This is a genomic window from Paraplanobispora takensis, assembly GCF_016863195.1.
In the GTDB taxonomy this organism is placed as follows: Bacteria; Actinomycetota; Actinomycetes; order Streptosporangiales; family Streptosporangiaceae; genus Planobispora; species Planobispora takensis.
On the sequence record NZ_BOOK01000083.1, the window covers coordinates 1 to 16,853 of the forward strand.

At 73.1% G+C, this 16,853-nt stretch carries 16 protein-coding genes; 8 read left to right on the forward strand and 8 right to left on the reverse strand.

The genetic code is table 11. The features are described 5' to 3' along the window. From Pta02_RS39005 to Pta02_RS39020, 4 genes are all read left to right on the forward strand, one after another. Positions 1 to 904, forward strand: a 904-nt coding sequence (locus Pta02_RS39005; RefSeq protein ID WP_239131564.1) for a condensation domain-containing protein, incomplete at its 5' end; no start/stop codon positions are given. After that, positions 901 to 4,851, forward strand: coding sequence for a non-ribosomal peptide synthetase (locus Pta02_RS39010; RefSeq protein ID WP_203880076.1), 3,951 nt, complete (start codon positions 901 to 903; stop codon positions 4,849 to 4,851). The genes Pta02_RS39005 and Pta02_RS39010, both read left to right, overlap by 4 nt. After that, positions 4,848 to 5,057: an MbtH family protein gene (locus Pta02_RS39015; RefSeq protein ID WP_203880077.1), complete on the forward strand. Its 210-nt coding sequence runs from the start codon at positions 4,848 to 4,850 to the stop codon at positions 5,055 to 5,057. The genes Pta02_RS39010 and Pta02_RS39015 overlap by 4 nt, the downstream gene beginning before the upstream one ends. Positions 5,058 to 5,115: 58 nt before the next feature. Further along, positions 5,116 to 5,856, forward strand: coding sequence for a thioesterase II family protein (locus tag Pta02_RS39020; RefSeq protein ID WP_203880078.1), 741 nt, complete (start codon positions 5,116 to 5,118; stop codon positions 5,854 to 5,856). Here the strand turns inward: Pta02_RS39020 and Pta02_RS39025 are convergent. Beyond that, positions 5,846 to 6,736, reverse strand: a complete 891-nt coding sequence (locus Pta02_RS39025) for an esterase/lipase family protein (protein ID WP_203880079.1) — start codon at positions 6,734 to 6,736, stop codon at positions 5,846 to 5,848. The genes Pta02_RS39020 and Pta02_RS39025 overlap by 11 nt on opposite strands. 333 nt (positions 6,737 to 7,069) lie before the next feature. Between Pta02_RS39025 and Pta02_RS39030 the strand changes: the two genes are divergently transcribed. Continuing rightward, positions 7,070 to 7,978 carry a carbamate kinase gene (locus Pta02_RS39030; protein ID WP_239131565.1) on the forward strand — a complete coding sequence of 303 codons (909 nt, stop codon included), beginning with the start codon at positions 7,070 to 7,072 and terminating at the stop codon, positions 7,976 to 7,978. A 27-nt stretch (positions 7,979 to 8,005) separates the two neighbouring features. After that, positions 8,006 to 9,106, forward strand: a complete 1,101-nt coding sequence (bar, locus tag Pta02_RS39035; protein ID WP_203880081.1) for a barbiturase — start codon at positions 8,006 to 8,008, stop codon at positions 9,104 to 9,106. A 59-nt stretch (positions 9,107 to 9,165) separates the two neighbouring features. Here the strand turns inward: bar and Pta02_RS39040 are convergent, their stop codons facing one another. The 3 genes from Pta02_RS39040 to Pta02_RS39050 form a co-directional block, all read right to left on the reverse strand. Further along, the gene (locus Pta02_RS39040) at positions 9,166 to 9,333 is read right to left on the reverse strand and encodes a hypothetical protein (RefSeq protein WP_203880082.1); all 168 of its coding nucleotides are present in this window, start codon (positions 9,331 to 9,333) and stop codon (positions 9,166 to 9,168) included. A 98-nt stretch (positions 9,334 to 9,431) separates the two neighbouring features. After that, positions 9,432 to 11,957: an excinuclease ABC subunit UvrA gene (locus tag Pta02_RS39045; protein ID WP_239131566.1), complete on the reverse strand. Its 2,526-nt coding sequence runs from the start codon at positions 11,955 to 11,957 to the stop codon at positions 9,432 to 9,434. Continuing rightward, a complete protein-coding gene (locus tag Pta02_RS39050) occupies positions 11,954 to 12,601 on the reverse strand; it encodes a PadR family transcriptional regulator (RefSeq protein WP_203880083.1) in 648 nt (215 codons plus the stop codon). Before Pta02_RS39050 ends, Pta02_RS39045 begins: the two co-directional genes overlap by 4 nt. Before the next feature lie 110 nt (positions 12,602 to 12,711). Here Pta02_RS39050 and Pta02_RS39055 point away from each other — a divergent pair, with 110 nt between their 5' ends. Next, positions 12,712 to 13,278, forward strand: a complete 567-nt coding sequence (locus Pta02_RS39055) for an SseB family protein (RefSeq protein ID WP_203880084.1) — start codon at positions 12,712 to 12,714, stop codon at positions 13,276 to 13,278. Here the strand turns inward: Pta02_RS39055 and Pta02_RS39060 are convergent. Together Pta02_RS39060 and Pta02_RS39065 are read right to left on the reverse strand one after the other, a co-directional pair. Further along, positions 13,199 to 14,218, reverse strand: a complete 1,020-nt coding sequence (locus Pta02_RS39060; protein WP_203880085.1) for a cation:proton antiporter — start codon at positions 14,216 to 14,218, stop codon at positions 13,199 to 13,201. The genes Pta02_RS39055 and Pta02_RS39060 overlap by 80 nt on opposite strands. After that, entirely contained in the window at positions 14,197 to 15,189 is a 993-nt protein-coding gene (locus Pta02_RS39065) for a hypothetical protein (protein ID WP_203880086.1), read from the reverse strand. Before Pta02_RS39065 ends, Pta02_RS39060 begins: the two co-directional genes overlap by 22 nt. 164 nt (positions 15,190 to 15,353) lie before the next feature. Between Pta02_RS39065 and Pta02_RS39070 the strand changes: the two genes are divergently transcribed. Further along, entirely contained in the window at positions 15,354 to 16,049 is a 696-nt protein-coding gene (locus Pta02_RS39070) for a prepilin peptidase (protein WP_203880087.1), read from the forward strand. A 19-nt stretch (positions 16,050 to 16,068) separates the two neighbouring features. Here Pta02_RS39070 and Pta02_RS39075 read toward each other — a convergent pair whose 3' ends face one another. Then, a complete protein-coding gene (locus Pta02_RS39075) occupies positions 16,069 to 16,278 on the reverse strand; it encodes a helix-hairpin-helix domain-containing protein (RefSeq protein ID WP_203880088.1) in 210 nt (69 codons plus the stop codon). Between the two features lie 129 nt (positions 16,279 to 16,407). Continuing rightward, positions 16,408 to 16,853, reverse strand: a 446-nt coding sequence (locus Pta02_RS39080; RefSeq protein WP_203880089.1) for a hypothetical protein, incomplete at its 5' end; no start/stop codon positions are given.

Sequence of the window (16,853 nt, forward strand, 5' to 3'; positions counted from 1 at the left end):
CGATCTGTGGGTCCGGACCCTGGACGGAAACGGAAACGGAAGCAAGGACGGAGACGGAGGCGGAGACGGGAACGGGGACACCGGCGTCGGGCTCGATCCCGGAACGGACACCTTCGGCACCCAGCGGCACCTCACCGTGGAGCTGCCCGCCGAGGTCACCGAACCCCTGCTCACACGGTTGCCCGCGGCCTACCACGGGCGGGTCAACGACGTGCTGCTCGCCGGGCTGGCCCTCGCCGTGGCCAGGTGGACCGGCCACGGCACCTCGGTCCTGCTCGACCTCGAAGGACACGGTCGGGAGGAGATCTTCCCCGATGCGGACCTGTCCAGGACGGTCGGCTGGTTCACGACCATCCATCCGGTCCGGCTCGATCCCGGTCCGCCCGACTGGGACGACCTGTCCGGGGACACGGCCGCCCGGGCGATCAAGCGGGTCAAGGAGCAGTTGCGGGTCATCCCCGACAACGGCATCGGGTACGGCCTGCTGCGCCACCTCAATCCCGGGACCGCCTCCGAACTGGCCGCCCGCCCCGTCCCCGAGCTGGCCTTCAATTATCTCGGCCGGGTCGAGACCCCGGCGGGGACGGACTGGGCCCCCGCGGACGAGGCCGAGGCGGCGGGCGGGCACGATCCCGCCCTGGCGCTGCCGCACGCGCTGGAGGTCAACGCCCTGACGCGGGACACCCCGGCAGGGCCGTGTCTGCGGGCGACCTGGTCCTGGGCGGGCCGGCTGTACACGAGGGAGCGGGTCAGGGAGCTGGCCGAGGCGTGGGCCGCCGCGCTGACCGGTCTGTCCCTGCACACCGGGGGCGGCCTGACCCCGTCGGATCTGCTGGTCCCCCTCAGCCAGGAAGAGATCGACGCGTTCGCGGCGGAACTGGACGCGGAGTGGAGCGCCCGATGACCATCGATTCCGTGACTCCCGTGACCCCCGCCGTCCAGGCCGCCCCGGCGTCCCAGCTCGAGGACGTCCTGCCGCTGTCCCCCCTGCAGCAGGGCCTGTACTTCCACGCGACGTTCGACGAGGCCGCGCCCGACGTCTACACCGCCCAGCTCGTCCTGGACCTGGAAGGCCCCCTGGACGCCGGCCGGCTCGCGGGCGCCGCGGCCCGGCTGCTCGCCCGCCATCCGAACCTGCGCACCTCCTTCCGGCAGCGGGCGAACGGCGAGCCCGTCCAGCTCGTCCACCGGCGCGTCGAGGTGCCCTGGCGCGAGGTCTCCGGGGATCCCGAGCAGGTGGCCGCCGAGGAGCGCGCCCGCCGCTTCGATCTGACCAGGCCGCCGCTGCTGCGCTTCGCCCTGGTACGGCCGGCGCCGGGCCGGCACCGGCTGATCTTCACCAACCACCACATCCTGCTGGACGGCTGGTCCACGCCGTTGCTGGCCGCGGAGTTCCTCGCGCTGTACACCGGGGCCGAGCCCCCGCCCGCTCCGCCGTACAAGGACTATCTGGCCTGGCTCACCAGGCGGGACCGCGGCGCCGCGGGCGAGGCCTGGGCCCGCGCCCTGGACGGCCTGGACGGGCCGACCCTCGTCGCCCCCGACCTCGCGGGCAGGCCGCCGGCCGACCCGGGACACGTGCGCGCCCACCTCAGCGAGGACCTCACCGGCCGCCTCGACGCCGCCCTGCGTGGACGCTCCCTCACCCTCAACACCGCGATCCAGGGGGCGTGGGCCATGCTGCTGGCCCTGCTGTCGGGCCGCGACGACGTGGTCTTCGGCGGCACCGTCTCCGGCCGCCCGCCGGAGCTGCCCGGCGTGGAGCGCATGGTCGGCCTGTTCATCAACACCCTGCCGGTGCGGGTACGGCTGCGCCCGCAGGAGACGCTGGCCGGGCTCCTGACGCGGTTGCAGGCAGAGCAGGCCGAACTGCTGTCCCACCACCATCTCGGCCTGGCCGAGATCCAGCGTCTGCACGGCTCCGGCCCGCTGTTCGACACCATGACGGTCCTGGAGAACTATCCCCTGGACACCGCGGCGGCCGAGGTCGGCGACGGGCTGCGGCTCACCGGGGCCTCCGGGAGCGACGCCACCCACTATCCGCTCGCCCTGGCCGTCGTGCCGGGCAGGCGGCTGTCGCTGCGCCTGGACCACCGCAGGGACGTCTTCCCCCGCACCGAGGCCCTGCGCCTGCTCAACCGGCTGACCCGGGTTCTCAAGGCGGTCGCCGCCGATCCCGACCTGCCGCTGGCCGCCCTGGACCTCCTCTCCGGGGAGGAGCGCGCCCTGGTCACGGCGCAGGGGCCCGGGGAGGCGGGCGCTACGGCGGCCCCACGGCACGCCGGTGTCGTCGGCGGGCACGCGGACATCGTCAGCGCCTTCGCCGACCGCGTGGAGCGCGACCCCGACGGCGAGGCGGTCCGGGCGGCGGGGGTCTGCCTGACCTACGCCGAGCTCAACGGGCGGGCCAACCGGCTCGCCCACCGGTTGATCGATCTCGGCGTGCGGGCCGAGACGCCGGTCGCCGTCCTGCTGGAACGCTCGGCCGAGGTGGTCGTGGCGACCCTGGCCGTCGCCAAGGCCGGCGGCGCGTACGTGCCGATCCACCACGGCCACCCGCCCGACCGGATGAGCTGGGTGCTGGCCGACACCGGCGCGCCCGTCCTGATCACCGACCGCGAGCCCGGCTTCGTCCACGGCGCCGCGGTGGTCCGCGCGGACGAGCCGTACCCCGGCGGCCGGCAGCCTCCGGACGCACCCCCGGGACCCGCCCGGCAGCAGCCGGCGCCGGACCCCGCCCTCCTGCCGGGCTCCGCCCCTCCGCCGGGCTCGCATCTCGCGCTGAGCGACGAGCCGGGCTTCGTGCCGCAGTACGACCCGAACGTGCGGGTCCACCCCGATCAGCTCGTCTACGTGATCTACACCTCGGGCTCGACCGGCACCCCCAAGGGCGTGGCCGTACGGCACCGGGACGTCCTCGCCCTGGCCGCGGACCACCGGTGGGCGCAGGGGCACCGCCGCGTGCTGATGCACTCGCCGCACGCCTTCGACGCCTCGACCTACGAGATCTGGGTGCCGCTGCTGACCGGCGGCACGGTCGTCGTCGCCCCTCCCGGAGAGCTCGACCCGGACGCGATCGCGCGGCTGTCCGCCGAGCACGGCCTGACCGCGCTGTTCCTGACGACCGCCCTGTTCAACCTGGTGGCGGAGGAGGACCCGACCGCCTTCGCGTCCCTGCGGGAGGTCCTCACCGGCGGTGAGGCCGCCTCCCCCGAGGCCATGCGCCGGGTCCGCGAGGCCTGCCCGGACACCCTGCTCGGCCACGTCTACGGGCCGACCGAGGCCACCACCTACGCCACCTACCACGCCGTCCGCGAGGCGGGCGGTACGGCGCCGCCCATCGGCCGGGCCATGGACGGCATGCGCGCCCACGTGCTCGACCGCTTCCTGCGGCCGGTCCCGCCGGGCGCCCCCGGCGAGCTGTACCTGTCGGGTGCGGGCCTGGCCCGCGGCTACCGCGGCCGTCCGGGATTGACCGCCGAGCGGTTCGTGGCCTGTCCGTACGGCGGGGGCGAGCGGATGTACCGGACGGGGGACCTGGTGCGGTGGACGGCCGGCGGCGAGCTGGAGTACCTGGGCAGGACCGACGTCCAGGTCAAGATCCGGGGCTTCCGGATCGAGCCGGGCGAGATCGAGGCGGTGCTGTCCCGGCATCCGTCGGTCGCGCAGGTGTCGGTGGCCGTCCACGACAACCGTCTGATCGCCTACGTGGTCCCCGCCGGGACGGTGCCGGTGGAGGAGCTGCGGGGCTTCGCCGGGGAGATCCTGCCCGAGTACATGGTCCCCCAGGCGGTCCTCACACTGGACGCGCTCCCGCTCACCCCGAACGGCAAGGTGAACCGCGCCGCCCTTCCGAAGCCGGATATATCGGCATCCGGACGGCCGCCCCGGACCCCCGGGGAGGAACGCCTCTGCCGCCTGTTCGCCGAGGTCCTCGGCCTGGAACGGGTCGGCGTCGACGACGGCTTCTTCGACCTGGGAGGCGACAGCATCGCGGTCATCCAGCTCGTCTCCCGCGCCCGGCGCGAGGGGCTGACGATCAGCCCGCGCGAGGTGTTCGCCTGCCAGACGGTCGAGGCCCTGGCCCGCGGCGGCTCCACGGGGCGCGAGATCCTGCTGCCCCTGCGCGCGACGGGTGACGGGGCGCCGCTGTTCTGCGTGCACCCGGGGGCCGGTCTCGGCTGGCCGTACTCCGGCCTGCTGCGCCACCTCGGCCCCGACCGGCCGGTCTACGCCTTCCAGGCGCGGGTGCTGTCCGAGCCGGGCTACACGGCCCCGTCGATCGAGGCCATGGCCCGCGACTACCTCACCCACCTGCGCCGGGTCCGTCCGCGCGGGCCGTACCTGCTGGCGGGCTGGTCGATGGGCGGCCTGATCGCCCACGCCATGGCCGTCGAGCTGCGCGAGGCGGGCGAGGAGGTCGGCCTGCTGGCGATGCTGGACGCCTACCCGGGCCGGGAGGCCGCCCCCGACGAGCGCGACGTGCTGCCCGAGCTGCTGGCCGCGATCGGTTACGAGGGCTCGGGGGAGATCGACGACGTCGTCGCGTTCGTGCGCGAGCGCGGGGACCGGTACGCCGCTCTCGACGAGCAGACGCTGCAGGCGGTCTACCGCAATTACCGCAACGGTGTGAAGATCTCTCAGGAGTACCGTCCGCGCCGTTTCGACGGGGACGTGCTCTTCGTCACCGCCGCCCACGGCCGCGAGGCGGACAGCCCCACGGCCGCAGACTGGAAGCCCTACGTCACCGGAACGATCGAGGACCACACGATCGCCTGCGATCATGCGAGCATGCTCAACCCCGGCCCGATCGCGGAGATCGCCGCACTGCTCAGAAAGGAACTGCAGTGACAAACCCCTTCGAGAATCCCGACGTCTCCTACCTCGCACTGATCAACGACGAGGGCCAGTACTCTCTGTGGCCCGCGTGGGCGGAGATCCCCGGGGGATGGACCGTCGCTTTCGGAGAGGACAGCCGGCAGGCATGCCTGGAGTACATCGAGACGAACTGGACCGACATGCGGCCCAACAGCCTGATCAGGGCGATGGGGGAGTGAACCGCCGTTCCACTCCCCGCGCGGCCGGACGCACGACGAGGGCGGGGAGCGTGATCCGATGACCTGGCTGCGCTGCCCGCGCCCGCGCCCGTCGGCGGCCACGCGGCTGGTCTGCTTCCCCCACGCGGGCGGTTCGGCCACCGCCTACCGCGAGTGGCCCGCGCTGCTGCCGGAGTCGGTCGAGCTGTACGGCGTGCAGCTGCCCGGCCGGGCCGACCGGTACAGCGAGCCGCTCCCCGAGAGCCTGGACGCGGTGGCCGCCGCGGTCGCCGGGGAGCTGGTCCCGCTGCTGGACCGGCCCGTGGCGCTGTTCGGGCACAGCATGGGGGCGCTGCTGGCCTACGAGGTCACGCGGCTGCTGGAGGCGCGCGGCACCGGTCCCGTGCGGCTGCTCGTGTCGGGCTGCTCGGCGCCGCACGAGCCCAGGGAGCGCCGCGTGCTGTCCGAGCTCGACGACGACAGCCTGCTGACCGAGCTGGAGAGACTGGGCGGCACCGAGCTGGAGGTCCTCGCCCACGCGGGGATGCGCGAGCTCATCCTCCCCTACGTCCGCGGTGACTTCCGCCTGGTCGAGAGGCACCGTTCCCGCCCGGGCCCCGCGCTGCGCACCCCGATCTCGGTCCTGGTCGGCGACGCCGACCCGGTCGTCACGGCCGAGCAGGCCAAGTCCTGGGAGGCGTGCACGGAGTCGGGCTTCTCGCTGACGGTCTTCCCCGGCGACCACTTCTACCTGCAGCCCCTGCGGGAGCGGGTGGTCGCCGAGGTCGTCCGGAGGATGGGCGCGGAGTTCAGAGGATGAGCGCGAAGCAGTCCGGCCTGTAGTCCGCGGGCAGCGGTCCCGGGCTCTCCAGCGCCTTGTTGACGTAGGAGAGCATCACCGGGTCCAGCGTCTCCAGGTTGTGCCCGACGGCCCCCTCGACGAGTCCCTTGAGGGGGCAGTCGTCCTGGAGCATGCGGTTGGCCACCTGGTCGGCCGGGCCCTCGACGAAGGTCGAGGCGGCCTCCTGCTCGGCCTTCAGCCCGAGGGCGGTGTAGCTCACGCCGGGCTCGATCATGGAGGGGGTGTTGAGCGCCTCCATCAGCTTCGAGCCCGGCCGCAGTTCCTCGCAGACCGTCTCCCAGCCGCAGCTCCTGCTCAGCTCCTCGGTCGGGTCGCGGTGCGGGGCCCCCAGCGTGACCAGCTCGGAGACCTTCTCCGCCCCGCCGTCGAAGCGCATGTAGGCCCTGGGGACCAGCCCGCCGAGACTGTGCCCGACGATGGCCACCTTCTCGGCCCCGGTCGCCTGCAGCACGCCGTCCACGAAGATCCCCAGAGTCCGCGCCGACTCCTCGATCGACCTGCTCCACCCGTAGTCGAGTGCGAAGACGCAGTATCCCTGCTTGCTCAGGTACGGCGCCGCCACCGGCCAGGTCACCGCCCCGGTGCTCTTGGCCCCGTGCACCAGGACGACCGGGTACGGCGTGCTCTCGCGGGGACGGCACTCGAAGTCGTTGGCCTCCGCCACCCCCTCGGAGGCCATCTTCCTGGCCTCGGCGACCCGGTCCACCGACGGCGACGGGGAGGCCTCGGGCCCGGCCGCCCGGTTCACCAGGGTGTCGGCGGCGAAGAGGAGGACCGCGAGCCCGGCCACGGCGCACAGGACGGCCACGGCGATCTGACCGGGACGGAGCTGCGCCACGATTTCTCCCCCGACGGCTCGGAGCGCGGGTCCCGGGGATCCGCCGGGGGTGCCGGGGCTCCGCGGGAACTCGGAACAGCAGCCTGCCCCGCCGCCCCGCCCGGGTTCTACGCTCCGGCCGCGCCGCTTGCCCGGCGAAGTTGGCACCACCGGACAACTTCCGCCCGGCGGCCCGGCCGTACCGGGCCCCGCCGGATGGACGCCCAGGTCGGGGCCGCAGGTTGCCGGGCGGACACCGGGGGTGACCACCCGTTGAGTCCTGCCGAAGAACGGCGGTTCCTTGGGCGAGAAGTGCCCATGAGAGCGGACGGGCGGGCCGTTACCGTCGCCCCTGTGGGTGAACGAGTGGTGATCGCGCTCGGCGGCAACGCGATGACGGCCTCGGACGGGAGCGCCTCCCCGGCCGACCAGCGCCGCGCGGTGGAGGGGGCGATGGGACATGTCGCCGCGCTGATCGCCGCGGGCCATCAGGTGACTCTCACCCACGGCAACGGACCGCAGGTGGGCAACCTGATCCTGAAGAACCAGCTCGCCGCGGACGTGGTGCCCCCCGTCCCGCTCGACTGGTGCGGGGCGCAGACCCAGGCGACGATCGGCATGCTCGTGCTCAACGCGCTGGAGGGCCGCGCCGCCGTCGTGGTCACCCGCACGCTGGTCGACCCGCGCGACCCGGCCTTCCTCGACCCGGTCAAGCCGATCGGCCGCTACTTCAGCGAGGAGGAGGCCCGCCGGTTCGAGGGGCTCGGCCAGAGCTGGCGGCGCTTCGAGCGGGGCTGGCGCCGGGTCGTCCCCTCGCCCGAGCCGCTGCAGATCCTCGACGCGCCCGCGGTGGCCGCGCTGATGGCCGCCGGGTTCGTCGTCGTGGCGGCGGGCGGCGGGGGAGTGCCCGTGATCCGCGACGAGCAGGGCAGGCTGACCGGGGTCGAGGCCGTCATCGACAAGGACCTGGCCGCGACGCTCCTGGCCAGGACCGTGCGGGCCGCCAAGCTGGTGATCGCCACCGACGTGCCGCAGGCCGTCGTGGGGTTCGGCACGCCGCAGGCCCGCCCGATCGGCTCGATCACCGCCCCCGAACTGCGCGAGCTGAAGGCGGCCGGGCACTTCGCCGAGGGCAGCATGGGCCCGAAGGTCGAGGCCGCGCTGCGCTTCGTCGAGTGCGGCGGCGACCAGGCCGTGATCACCTCACTTGAGAACATCGGAGCGGCGGTCACCGGAGAGGCCGGAACCGTGGTGCGCAATTGAAGACGACCCGACTGGAAGGCGGCGCTCATGCCCGAACCCATTGAAGTACGCAAGGTGGCCATCGAGAGCGTGACCGACGCCTCCGGGCTGGAGAGGCTCATCGACGACGGGGTGATCGAGGCGCACCGGGTGCTCGCGGTGATCGGCAAGACCGAGGGCAACGGCGGTGTGAACGACTACACCCGCATCCTGGCCGACCGCGCCTTCCGCGAGGTGCTGGCCGCCAAGGGCCACCCGTCACCCGAGAGCGTGCCGCTGGTGTGGTCCGGCGGCACCGACGGCGTGCTCAGCCCGCACGCCACGATCTTCGCCACCACCGCCGCGGATCCGGCCGCCGAGCCGGACGACGAGCCGCGCGTCAGCGTCGGCATCGCGATGAGCGAGGTCATCCTGCCCGAGGACATCGGCCGCCCCGCCATGGTGGAGAAGGTCGCCGCCGGGGTCCGCGAGGCCATGAAGACCGCCGGCATCGACGACCCCGCCGACGTCCACTACGTCCAGACCAAGACGCCGCTGCTGACCCTGGCCACCATCAACGACGCCAAGTCCCGCGGCAAGGACGTGGTGACCGAGGACACCGGCCCGTCCATGGACATCTCCAACTCCACCACCGCGCTCGGCATCGCCGTCGCCCTCGGTGAGATCGAGATGCCCTCCGCCGAGCAGATCCACCGGGACCTGTCGCTCTACTCCTCGGTGGCGTCCTGCTCCAGCGGCGTCGAGCTCGACCGGGCACAGATCGTGGTCGTCGGCAACGTGCGCGGCATCGGCGGGCGCTACCGCATCGGCCACTCGGTCATGAAGGACGCGCTGGACGCCGACGGCATCTGGGAGGCGATCCGCTCCAGCGGCATCGACCTGCCCGAGCGCCCCCACCCCTCCGACCTGAAGGGCCGCCTGGTCAACGTCTTCATGAAGTGCGAGGCCGATCCCTCCGGCAGCGTCCGGGGCCGCCGCAACATCATGCTCGACGACTCCGACGTGCACTGGCACCGCCAGATCAAGGCCACCGTCGGCGGCGTGGCGGCCAGCGTCACCGGCGACCCGGCGGTGTTCGTGAGCGTCGCCGCCGTGCACCAGGGCCCGAGCGGCGGCGGCCCGGTCGCCGCCATCGCCGACCTGGGCTGACCCGGATCGGGTACGGCGCGGCCGATACCTGCGCGGCCGTGCCGTACCCGATCCCGCGGTCACCTCGTCAGCACGTAGACGACCACGAGGGTGGCCAGGAGACAGGCGGCCTCGACCGCGCGGGCCGTCCACGCGACCCGCGACTCCCCGGGTTCCGCCTTGCTCTCCCGCGCCGTGCTTTCCGCCGTCTCCATCAGGACCCGCCCCTTCCACTCGACGGGAAGCATCGTGGTCCGCCCGCCGACCCGGCCGCATGGGTCCGGTGTCCCGTCTTTCCGGGACACCGGCCCGGGGACACCGGCCTCCGCGTGCCGGAAATCCGGGATCAGCGGTCGGCGGCCTCCCGCCGATCGGCCGGACCGAGCCGGAGCCGGCGCAGGTACGGGGCGGTGGGCCCGGTGCCGTTGGCGACCCGCGCGGGAACGCCCTCGTTGACGATCCGGCCGCCGGCCGCCCCGGCTCCCGGGCCCATGTCGATGATCCAGTCCGCGCAGCCCGCCGCGTGGACGTCGTGTTCGGCGATCACCACGGTGTGCCCGCGCTCCAGCAGCAGGTCCAGGGTCCGCATCAGCCGCTGGGCGTCGTCCGGGTGCAGCCCGGTGATCGGCTCGTCGAGGACGACGAGACCCGGATCGCGGCCCCGGCGGCCGCGGAGTGCGGCCTTGGCCAGCTTCAGCCGCTGGGCCTCCCCGCCGGACAGGGCCGTGCCGCTCTCGCCGAGCGTGAGATAGCCCAGACCGACGTCCACCATGGCCCCCAGGAGCGCGGCGAGCGGCTCGGGCCCGTCGAACACCTCGGCGGCCTCGGCCACGGTGCTCGCCAGCACCTCGTCGACGGCCAGCCCGTGGTACGTCACCGCCAGGACGTCCGGGCCGTACCGGCGGCCGTCACAGGCCTGGCAGGTGAGATAGGTGTCGCCGAGGAACTCCAGGTCCATCTTGATCCGGCCGAGGCCCCGGCAGGTCTCGCACCTGCCGCCCGGCGAGTTGAAGGAGAACGCCGAGGCGTTCCCCAGCCCGCCGCGCCTGGCCTGGCCGGTGTCCGCGAACAACTGCCGGATCAGGTCGAACGCCTTGGTGTAGGTTCCCGGGCAGGAGCGAGGCGTGCGGCCGATCGGGGTCTGGTCCACCGCGCTCACCCAGCGCAGACCGGTCAGCCCGGAGATCCTCCCCACCGCGGCCGGCGGTCTCCCGGCCAGTGCGGCGGCCACCGAGTCGGCCAGGATCGGGTTGAGCACGCTGCTCTTGCCGCTGCCGCTGATCCCGGTCAGGCAGGTGAGCCGGTTCAGCGGGATCCGGATCTCGTGGGCCGTGACGTTGTGCGCCGCCGCCTCGTGCAGCACCAGCCAGCCGGTGGTGTCGTCGGGCGCCCGCTCGGCCCGCCGCAGCCGGTAGTGCGGGCTGCTCAGGTAGCGGCCGGTCACCGATCGCGGGTGCCGGGCGATCTCGCCGGGCGGCCCGGCCGCGATCAGCCGTCCGCCGTCCCGGCCGCCTCCCGGGCCGAGGTCGACGACCCAGTCGGCGCGGGCGATCAGGTCGGGGTCGTGCTCCACGAGCAGGACCGTGTTCCCCGCGTCGCGCAGTTCGCGCAGGAGCTCGAACAGATGGTCCTTGTCGGCCGGGTGCAGGCCCGCGCCGGGTTCGTCGAAGACGTAGGTGAGCCCGGTCAGGGCCGTGCTGATCTGCGCAGACAGGCGGGCCCGCTGCAGTTCGCCGCCGGACAGCGTCGGCGCGCCGCGTGACAGCTCCAGGTGCGCCAGGCCGAGCCGGACGAGCAGGTCCAGCCGGTCCCGCAGCTCGGGCACCAGGACGTGGCCGACCTCGCGCTGGGCCTCGTTGAGCCCGGCGCCGACGGCGTCGATCCAGTCCCGGACCTCCTGCACCCGGCTGCGGGCGACGTCGCGGAAGGTCCTGTCCAGCAGTTTGACGGTCCGCGCGATCTCGCCGAGCCCGGTGCCGTCGCAGGCCGCACATTCCCGCCTGCGCAGGAACGGCACGTAGACCTGCTTGGCCTCCTCGCCGACGGCCGCGGCGTAGAACCGTTCGATCTCGGCGACGGCGCCATCGAGCGCCCGCCGGGTCCGGTAGGTCAGCTCGGTGTGCTTCCTGTCGTCCCTGCCGGTGATGACGAGGTCGATCTGCTCGCCGCCGGTGCCGTACAGGACCGTCCGCCGGAAACCCTCCGGATGGTCCCGCCAGGGTCGCGCCAGGTCGATGCCGTGGTGCTCGGCCAGCGAGGGAAGGAAGGCGGCCTCGTTCGACTGGTTCCGGCCGAACCAGGGCGACTCCGTCAGGGGGAGGTCCGGCCGGGGCACGATGAGGTCCGGATCGGCCTCGGAGATCTCGCGCGCCCCGGCGCACGTCCAGCAGATGCCGTCCCGCGCGTGGGGGTCGAACTGGGCGGGGTGCAGCGGGCCGCTCCACGTGCGCCCGGTCGCCAGCGGGGCGAGCCGGGCGAACACCAGGCCCAGGTAGGCCTCCACGCCGGTCAGGGTGCCGAGCGTCGAGTGCGGGTTGCGGCCGGCGTTGCGCTGGTCGACCGCCAGGGTCGCGGTCAGGCCCCGGACGCGGTCGACCCGGGGCCGGTCGCGCGGGGTGAGGAACTTGCGGACGTACGGATCGAAGCCCTCCACGTACCGCAGTTGCGCCTCGGCGTGGATGGTGTCGATGACCAGCGAGCTCTTGCCGCTGCCGCTGACGCCGGTGAAGGCGACCACGGCCCGGTGCGGGATCCGCACGTCGACGCCGCGCAGATTGTGGGTGCGCACGCCGGTCGCCTCGATGCAGTCCGGTGAGAGGCCGGCCGGCTCCGTCCCGGCCGTCATGACCCCCGCCGGCTCTCCTGTCTTCATCGGACCTCCGTCTCCTCCGGCTCCGGTTCGGTCTCCTCGCCGGCGCGGACCCAGCCGTTCCCCGGCTCGGGCCAGGGCAGCCGGCCCGTCTCGATGTCGCCGGCGATCTCCTCGATCCAGGCCAGTTCGGCCTCCTGCATCCGCACCGCGTACTCGGCCTCCACCACGAACAGGCGCGGCACCTCGCCCGCACGCAGCACCTCGCCGTGCTCCCGCCGGATCTCCTCCAGCGACGCGCGCACCTGGCCGGCCCGCTCCCGCAACGCCGCCACGGCGCCGTCCGGCCCGAGCGCGCCGAGATAGCTGACCGCCGACAGGAATTTCGGATACTCCTCCGCCGGGACGCGGACCAGTTCGTCCACCCAGCGCACGAACTGCTCCCGTCCCAGGGCGGTGTACCGGTAGACGGTCCGCTCGGGCCGGGCGCCGACCCGGACCGTCTCTCGCGACTCGATCCACCCGGCACGCTCCAGCGCCCGCACGACGTCGTACAGGGACCCGGTGGTCAGCTTGAAGACCCGATCCAGGCCACGCTCCCGCATGGTCGCGGCCATGGCGTGCGGATGCATGGGCGACTCCATCAGCAGGCCGACGATCGCGAGTCCCAGCGGGTTGGACACCGCACGGCCGGTACGAGGACTCAACCACTCGCCTCCTATCACTCGGATCCGAGTATTCATGTGCCGCGGACGCCGGTCAAGATTGGCGACGGCACGTGCTGCACCGGGCGTTCTCCCCGGTAGGCTCCCGGTTCGTGCCGAGCATTCCCCAGCCCCTGGTCCCCGACGACCGCGGCGGCGCCGACGCCGCCGTGGCCTCCGCGCTGGCCGCCTACGCCGCCGGTACGGCCGGCGCCGCCGAGGTGGTCTCCGCACTGAGCGGCGCCCGGCTGCTGGTCCCGGTGGTGGCGCTGCTGACCGCCTCCGAGGTCGGCGAGCACGGGCTCCGGCAGGAGAAGGAGAGCGAGATGGCCCTGCCGAAGCTCGTCGGCAAGGACGGCCGCGAGGCGGTGCTCGCCTTCACCGGGGTCGAGCCGCTCAGGCTCTGGCGCCCCGACGCCCGGCCGATCCAGGCCACCGTCCCGCAGGTCTGCCAGGCCGCCGTGCACGAGAACGCGGCCGCGGTGGTGGTCGACGTGGCGGGACCGGTGCCGTTCGTGATCGAGGGCGGCGTGCTGGCGGCCTTCGCCGCGGTGGAGTCGGGGACCCTCGACCGGCTGGAGGCCGAGGGCTCCGGCGAGGTCACCGTGGCGAAGATGGCAGAGGCCGCTGAGGCCCCCAGGCGTCGGCGGTTCGGTTGGCTACGGCGTGGACGAGATTGACCGTCAGGATCGCCGGGGCGATCACGGCGACGAAACCGCCGAAGTCGCGCTCGAAGACCAGGGCGAGGATCACCGCGGTGACCCCGTTCTGCTGGGCCAGGCCGAGGTGGATCCGGTCGATCACCGGCAGGCCGTGGGTGAGGACCAGCGCCGCGAGCATCTGGGCGGCGAAGGCGGCCAGCCCGAGCAGGACGCCCATGCCCGTGTTCGCCCCGCCCACCAGCAGCAGCCCCATCAGGAACGCCGACAGCGCGAACGCCACACTCACCGCGCGGGCCGGCCAGCGTGAGTCCGGCACCCGGAGATAGAGCCCGGCGGTCGCCAGGCCGAGCATGAGGGAGCTCCAGGCGGCCGACACGACCGCGGCGGCCGCCGCCGCGTAGCTCAGCACCGGCGGGGCGTTCCTGATCAGCCGCCACACCAGGTAGGCGACCAGCGCGAACAGGGCGTTCAACCCGAGATCGGCGAAGTAGGCCGCCGACAGCCCGCCGCCGTCCGAACCGCTCACCATCGCCGCCGCGTACACCGCCAGGATGATCGTCACCGGGTCGTCGAAGGAGGACCAGGCCGCCAGGATCGTCTTGGCCCGGCCCGACAGCCGGTCGTCCCGCATCACGGCGGCGACCGAGAGCGGGTCGATCTGGGCGACCACCACCGCCATGATCAGGGCTCGCGGGTCACCCGAGACCAGGTAGACGACCCCGGCGATGAACGCGGTCTTCAGGATCACCCCGACGGTCACCGCGAGCACGATCAGCCGGGTGTGCTCCCGGGCCTCGGCGCGGTCGATCCCGTGCGTGCTTCCGTACAGGCCGATGGCCAGCAGCAGACTGCTGAACAGGACGTAGACGGAGGAGTTCTCCAGTCCGCTCACCCCGCCCAGTTCGGCGGCGAGCCAGCCGAGGCCGACGACGACGATCAGGAGCCCGATTCGGGCCAAGGCTCGCTCCTCGGAACGGATCGCAGGTGGCCTCCGGCGTCCCGGGGGCGCTCTCGCTGGTTGATGGGGGGCAGTGTGAAGTGGCCGCGGATCGTGTCCACCAGCTTCGCCATCTTGTCGTCGGCGACGCCCACCTTGCGCTGGTCGAGCGTCACACCGATCAGATAGCGGGTCTCGTCGACCCAGTAGAAGTACAGCGCGCCGCGCTCGACGTCGAGGACGGTGCGGATGAGGATGCCGCCCTCGATCCGCCGGAGCTGCCGGTTGAGCCGCCCGGTGAGCCAGTTGAGCTGGTGGCCGGCCTTCAGATAGAGCCCCCGGCGCTGCTCCTGGTCGGTCTCGTGGAAGAAGTGCGCCAGGTCGGCGTCGTCGAGCACGTCGGTGTAGAAGCAGCAGCGCCCGTCGGCGTAGTAGGCGACGAAGTGCAGGTCGTCCTGGTCGAGCATGGCGACGCAGCTGCCGACCGACTTCTCCACCGACGGGCCGATGCCCGGCATGGTGCGGATCAGGATCTCCGACTCGCCGATCACCTTCCGCTTGGTGGCGGTGGGCGCCGGGCCCATCCCGGCCTCCATGTACGGGAGATAGAGGCCCCTGCCGTACTGGATGAGCAGATAGACACCGGTCGCGAAGGCGAACGCGCTCACGCCGGCGGTGATCAGACCGTGCACCTCGCCGGGGACGCCGCCGTGCCACAGGACCGGGCCGAACGCGGCGACGAAACCGAGCGCTCCCTCGCCCGCCGCGGTGACCGTCAGCGCGACCACCATCAGCACCGGGAGCCGGGCCCGGATCCGCCCGATCACCGTCGTGGTCAGCGCGAGGGACAGGATCACCGCGACGACCGTGACGGCGCGCGAGACGTCGTACTCCTCGCCCTCGATGTACCAGGCCAGGATCTCCAGCAGCACCGGCAGGAGGATCAGGGATGCGATCACCGCCGGCAGCCGGGCGAAGCGGTCCCTGTCCACGTGTCCGGCCCTCCCCGGTCGAAGTAGTTCTCAGCGTTCGTGATCGGCTTCGGATCCGTCAATGACTCCGGAGGTCATACGGGCTTCCCGGAGCGTGCGCCCGGGGCCCGATGTCCGCCGGTGCCCGGCGGACGCGGGGAGTCCGGCCGGGCTATGGTCGGTCGGTGGCCCTCCTCCCCGTCGCGGCGGCCCTCGCCGGGCTGCTGATCGGCCTGTTCTCGCGTGCCCTGGTGGTGCGCCACTCCGCGGCCGGGGGGGAGGCGCTCCGGTACGGCTGCCCGCTCTGTACGGCGCTGCTTGTCGGGGCGCTCACCTGGAAGGCCGTGGCGGGGGACGTCCCGCCCGGGAACAGCTCACCCGCAGGCGCCTCGCCCGCAGGCGCCTCACTCGGAGGCGCCGAGCTCACGGAGCTGCTCGCCTTCTGCTGGCTGGCCGTGCTCTGCGTCGTGCTCGCCTTCGTCGACCTGGCCGTGCGGCGGCTGCCCGACCGGTTCACCCTCGCCGCCGGACTGGGCACCGGGACGCTGCTGACGATCGCCGCCGCGGCCGGGGGGCGCTGGGGGGACCTGCTCGGGGCGGGACTGGGCGGGCTCGCACTGGCGGCCTTCTATCTGCTGCTCTTCCTGGTCAATCCGGCCGGGATGGGCCTGGGCGACGTCAAGCTCGCGGCGGTGCTGGGGATCGCGCTCGGCTGGCTGGGCTGGGACGTCCTGGTCACCGGGGCGTTCCTCGGTTTCCTGGCGGGTGCCCTCTACGGGGTGGCGCTGATCGTCCTGCGACGGGGGAACCGCAAGAGCGAGTTCCCCTTCGGCCCCTTCATGATCATCGGTGCCTTCGCCGCCGTTCTGATCACCCCCTGACCGGCCCCGTACGGGGGGCTCAGCCGTCGCGGGAGGAGCGGAAGGAGAGGCCGCGGCCGGCGAGGGTCTCGCGCAGGATGCGCACCGCCTTGGGGCCCACGCCGTGCAGCGCGAGGAGCTCGGCCTCGGTGACGTCGGTGAGCTGCTCCAGGCGGGTGTAGCCCGCGTTCCCCAGCGCGCCCCGCGCGGGAGCGCCTATGTTCGGCAGATCGTTCTCTCCGGTTCCCACGGATCCTCCTCCGGTTCAGGGCCTGCGCCTCTTCGAGGCGGCGCGGCGGCGGGCGCCCGGCCGCGGTGAACCCATCATCGGTGAGGACGCCCCGGCGGTGCAGCCCCCGGTCCGCGCGGCGGCCCGGGGTCACAGGACGATGTCGACGGGGATGCTCCACGGGCCGCAGTCGGAGCTGAACGTGCCGCGGTCGCAGCCCTGCACTCTGAAGTGGATGCGATCCTCGTCGCCGCCGTGGCTCGACGAGTCCTCGACGGTCTCACCGTGGGGGGACACCGAGGCGACGTAGCGGTCGTAGCCGTTGCCGTCCCATCTGTGCAGACCCCTCCACGGAGTGAGCCGGCCGACCTTGACCTGACGCTCCGGGTTGCCCAGCTGGGGTTCGTAGACCTCGCGGACGTTGAAGAAGTCCCAGTCGCGCCCGGTGGTGTCCCAGCGGAAGATGATCCGTCCGCTGGCGGCGCGGTAGGCCCGGATGAGGGTGCCCTCGCCGAGGTTGGGCGACCAGACGATCTTCCCGTTCCGGAAGCGCTGCCAGGAGCCGCGTTTGTCGGGGTAGCCGAACTCCTTGGTGA

What these genes read in the sequence shown, in the direction of transcription:
- Pta02_RS39040 (WP_203880082.1), bottom strand. Translation starts at nt 9,333, where the DNA reads ATGCTTCCCGTCGAGTGGAAGGGGCGGGTCCTGATGGAGACGGCGGAA.
- Pta02_RS39020 (WP_203880078.1), top strand. Translation starts at nt 5,116, where the DNA reads ATGACCTGGCTGCGCTGCCCGCGCCCGCGCCCGTCGGCGGCCACGCGG.
- Pta02_RS39045 (WP_239131566.1), bottom strand. Translation starts at nt 11,957, where the DNA reads ATGAAGACAGGAGAGCCGGCGGGGGTCATGACGGCCGGGACGGAGCCG.
- bar (WP_203880081.1), top strand. Translation starts at nt 8,006, where the DNA reads ATGCCCGAACCCATTGAAGTACGCAAGGTGGCCATCGAGAGCGTGACC.
- Pta02_RS39010 (WP_203880076.1), top strand. Translation starts at nt 901, where the DNA reads ATGACCATCGATTCCGTGACTCCCGTGACCCCCGCCGTCCAGGCCGCC.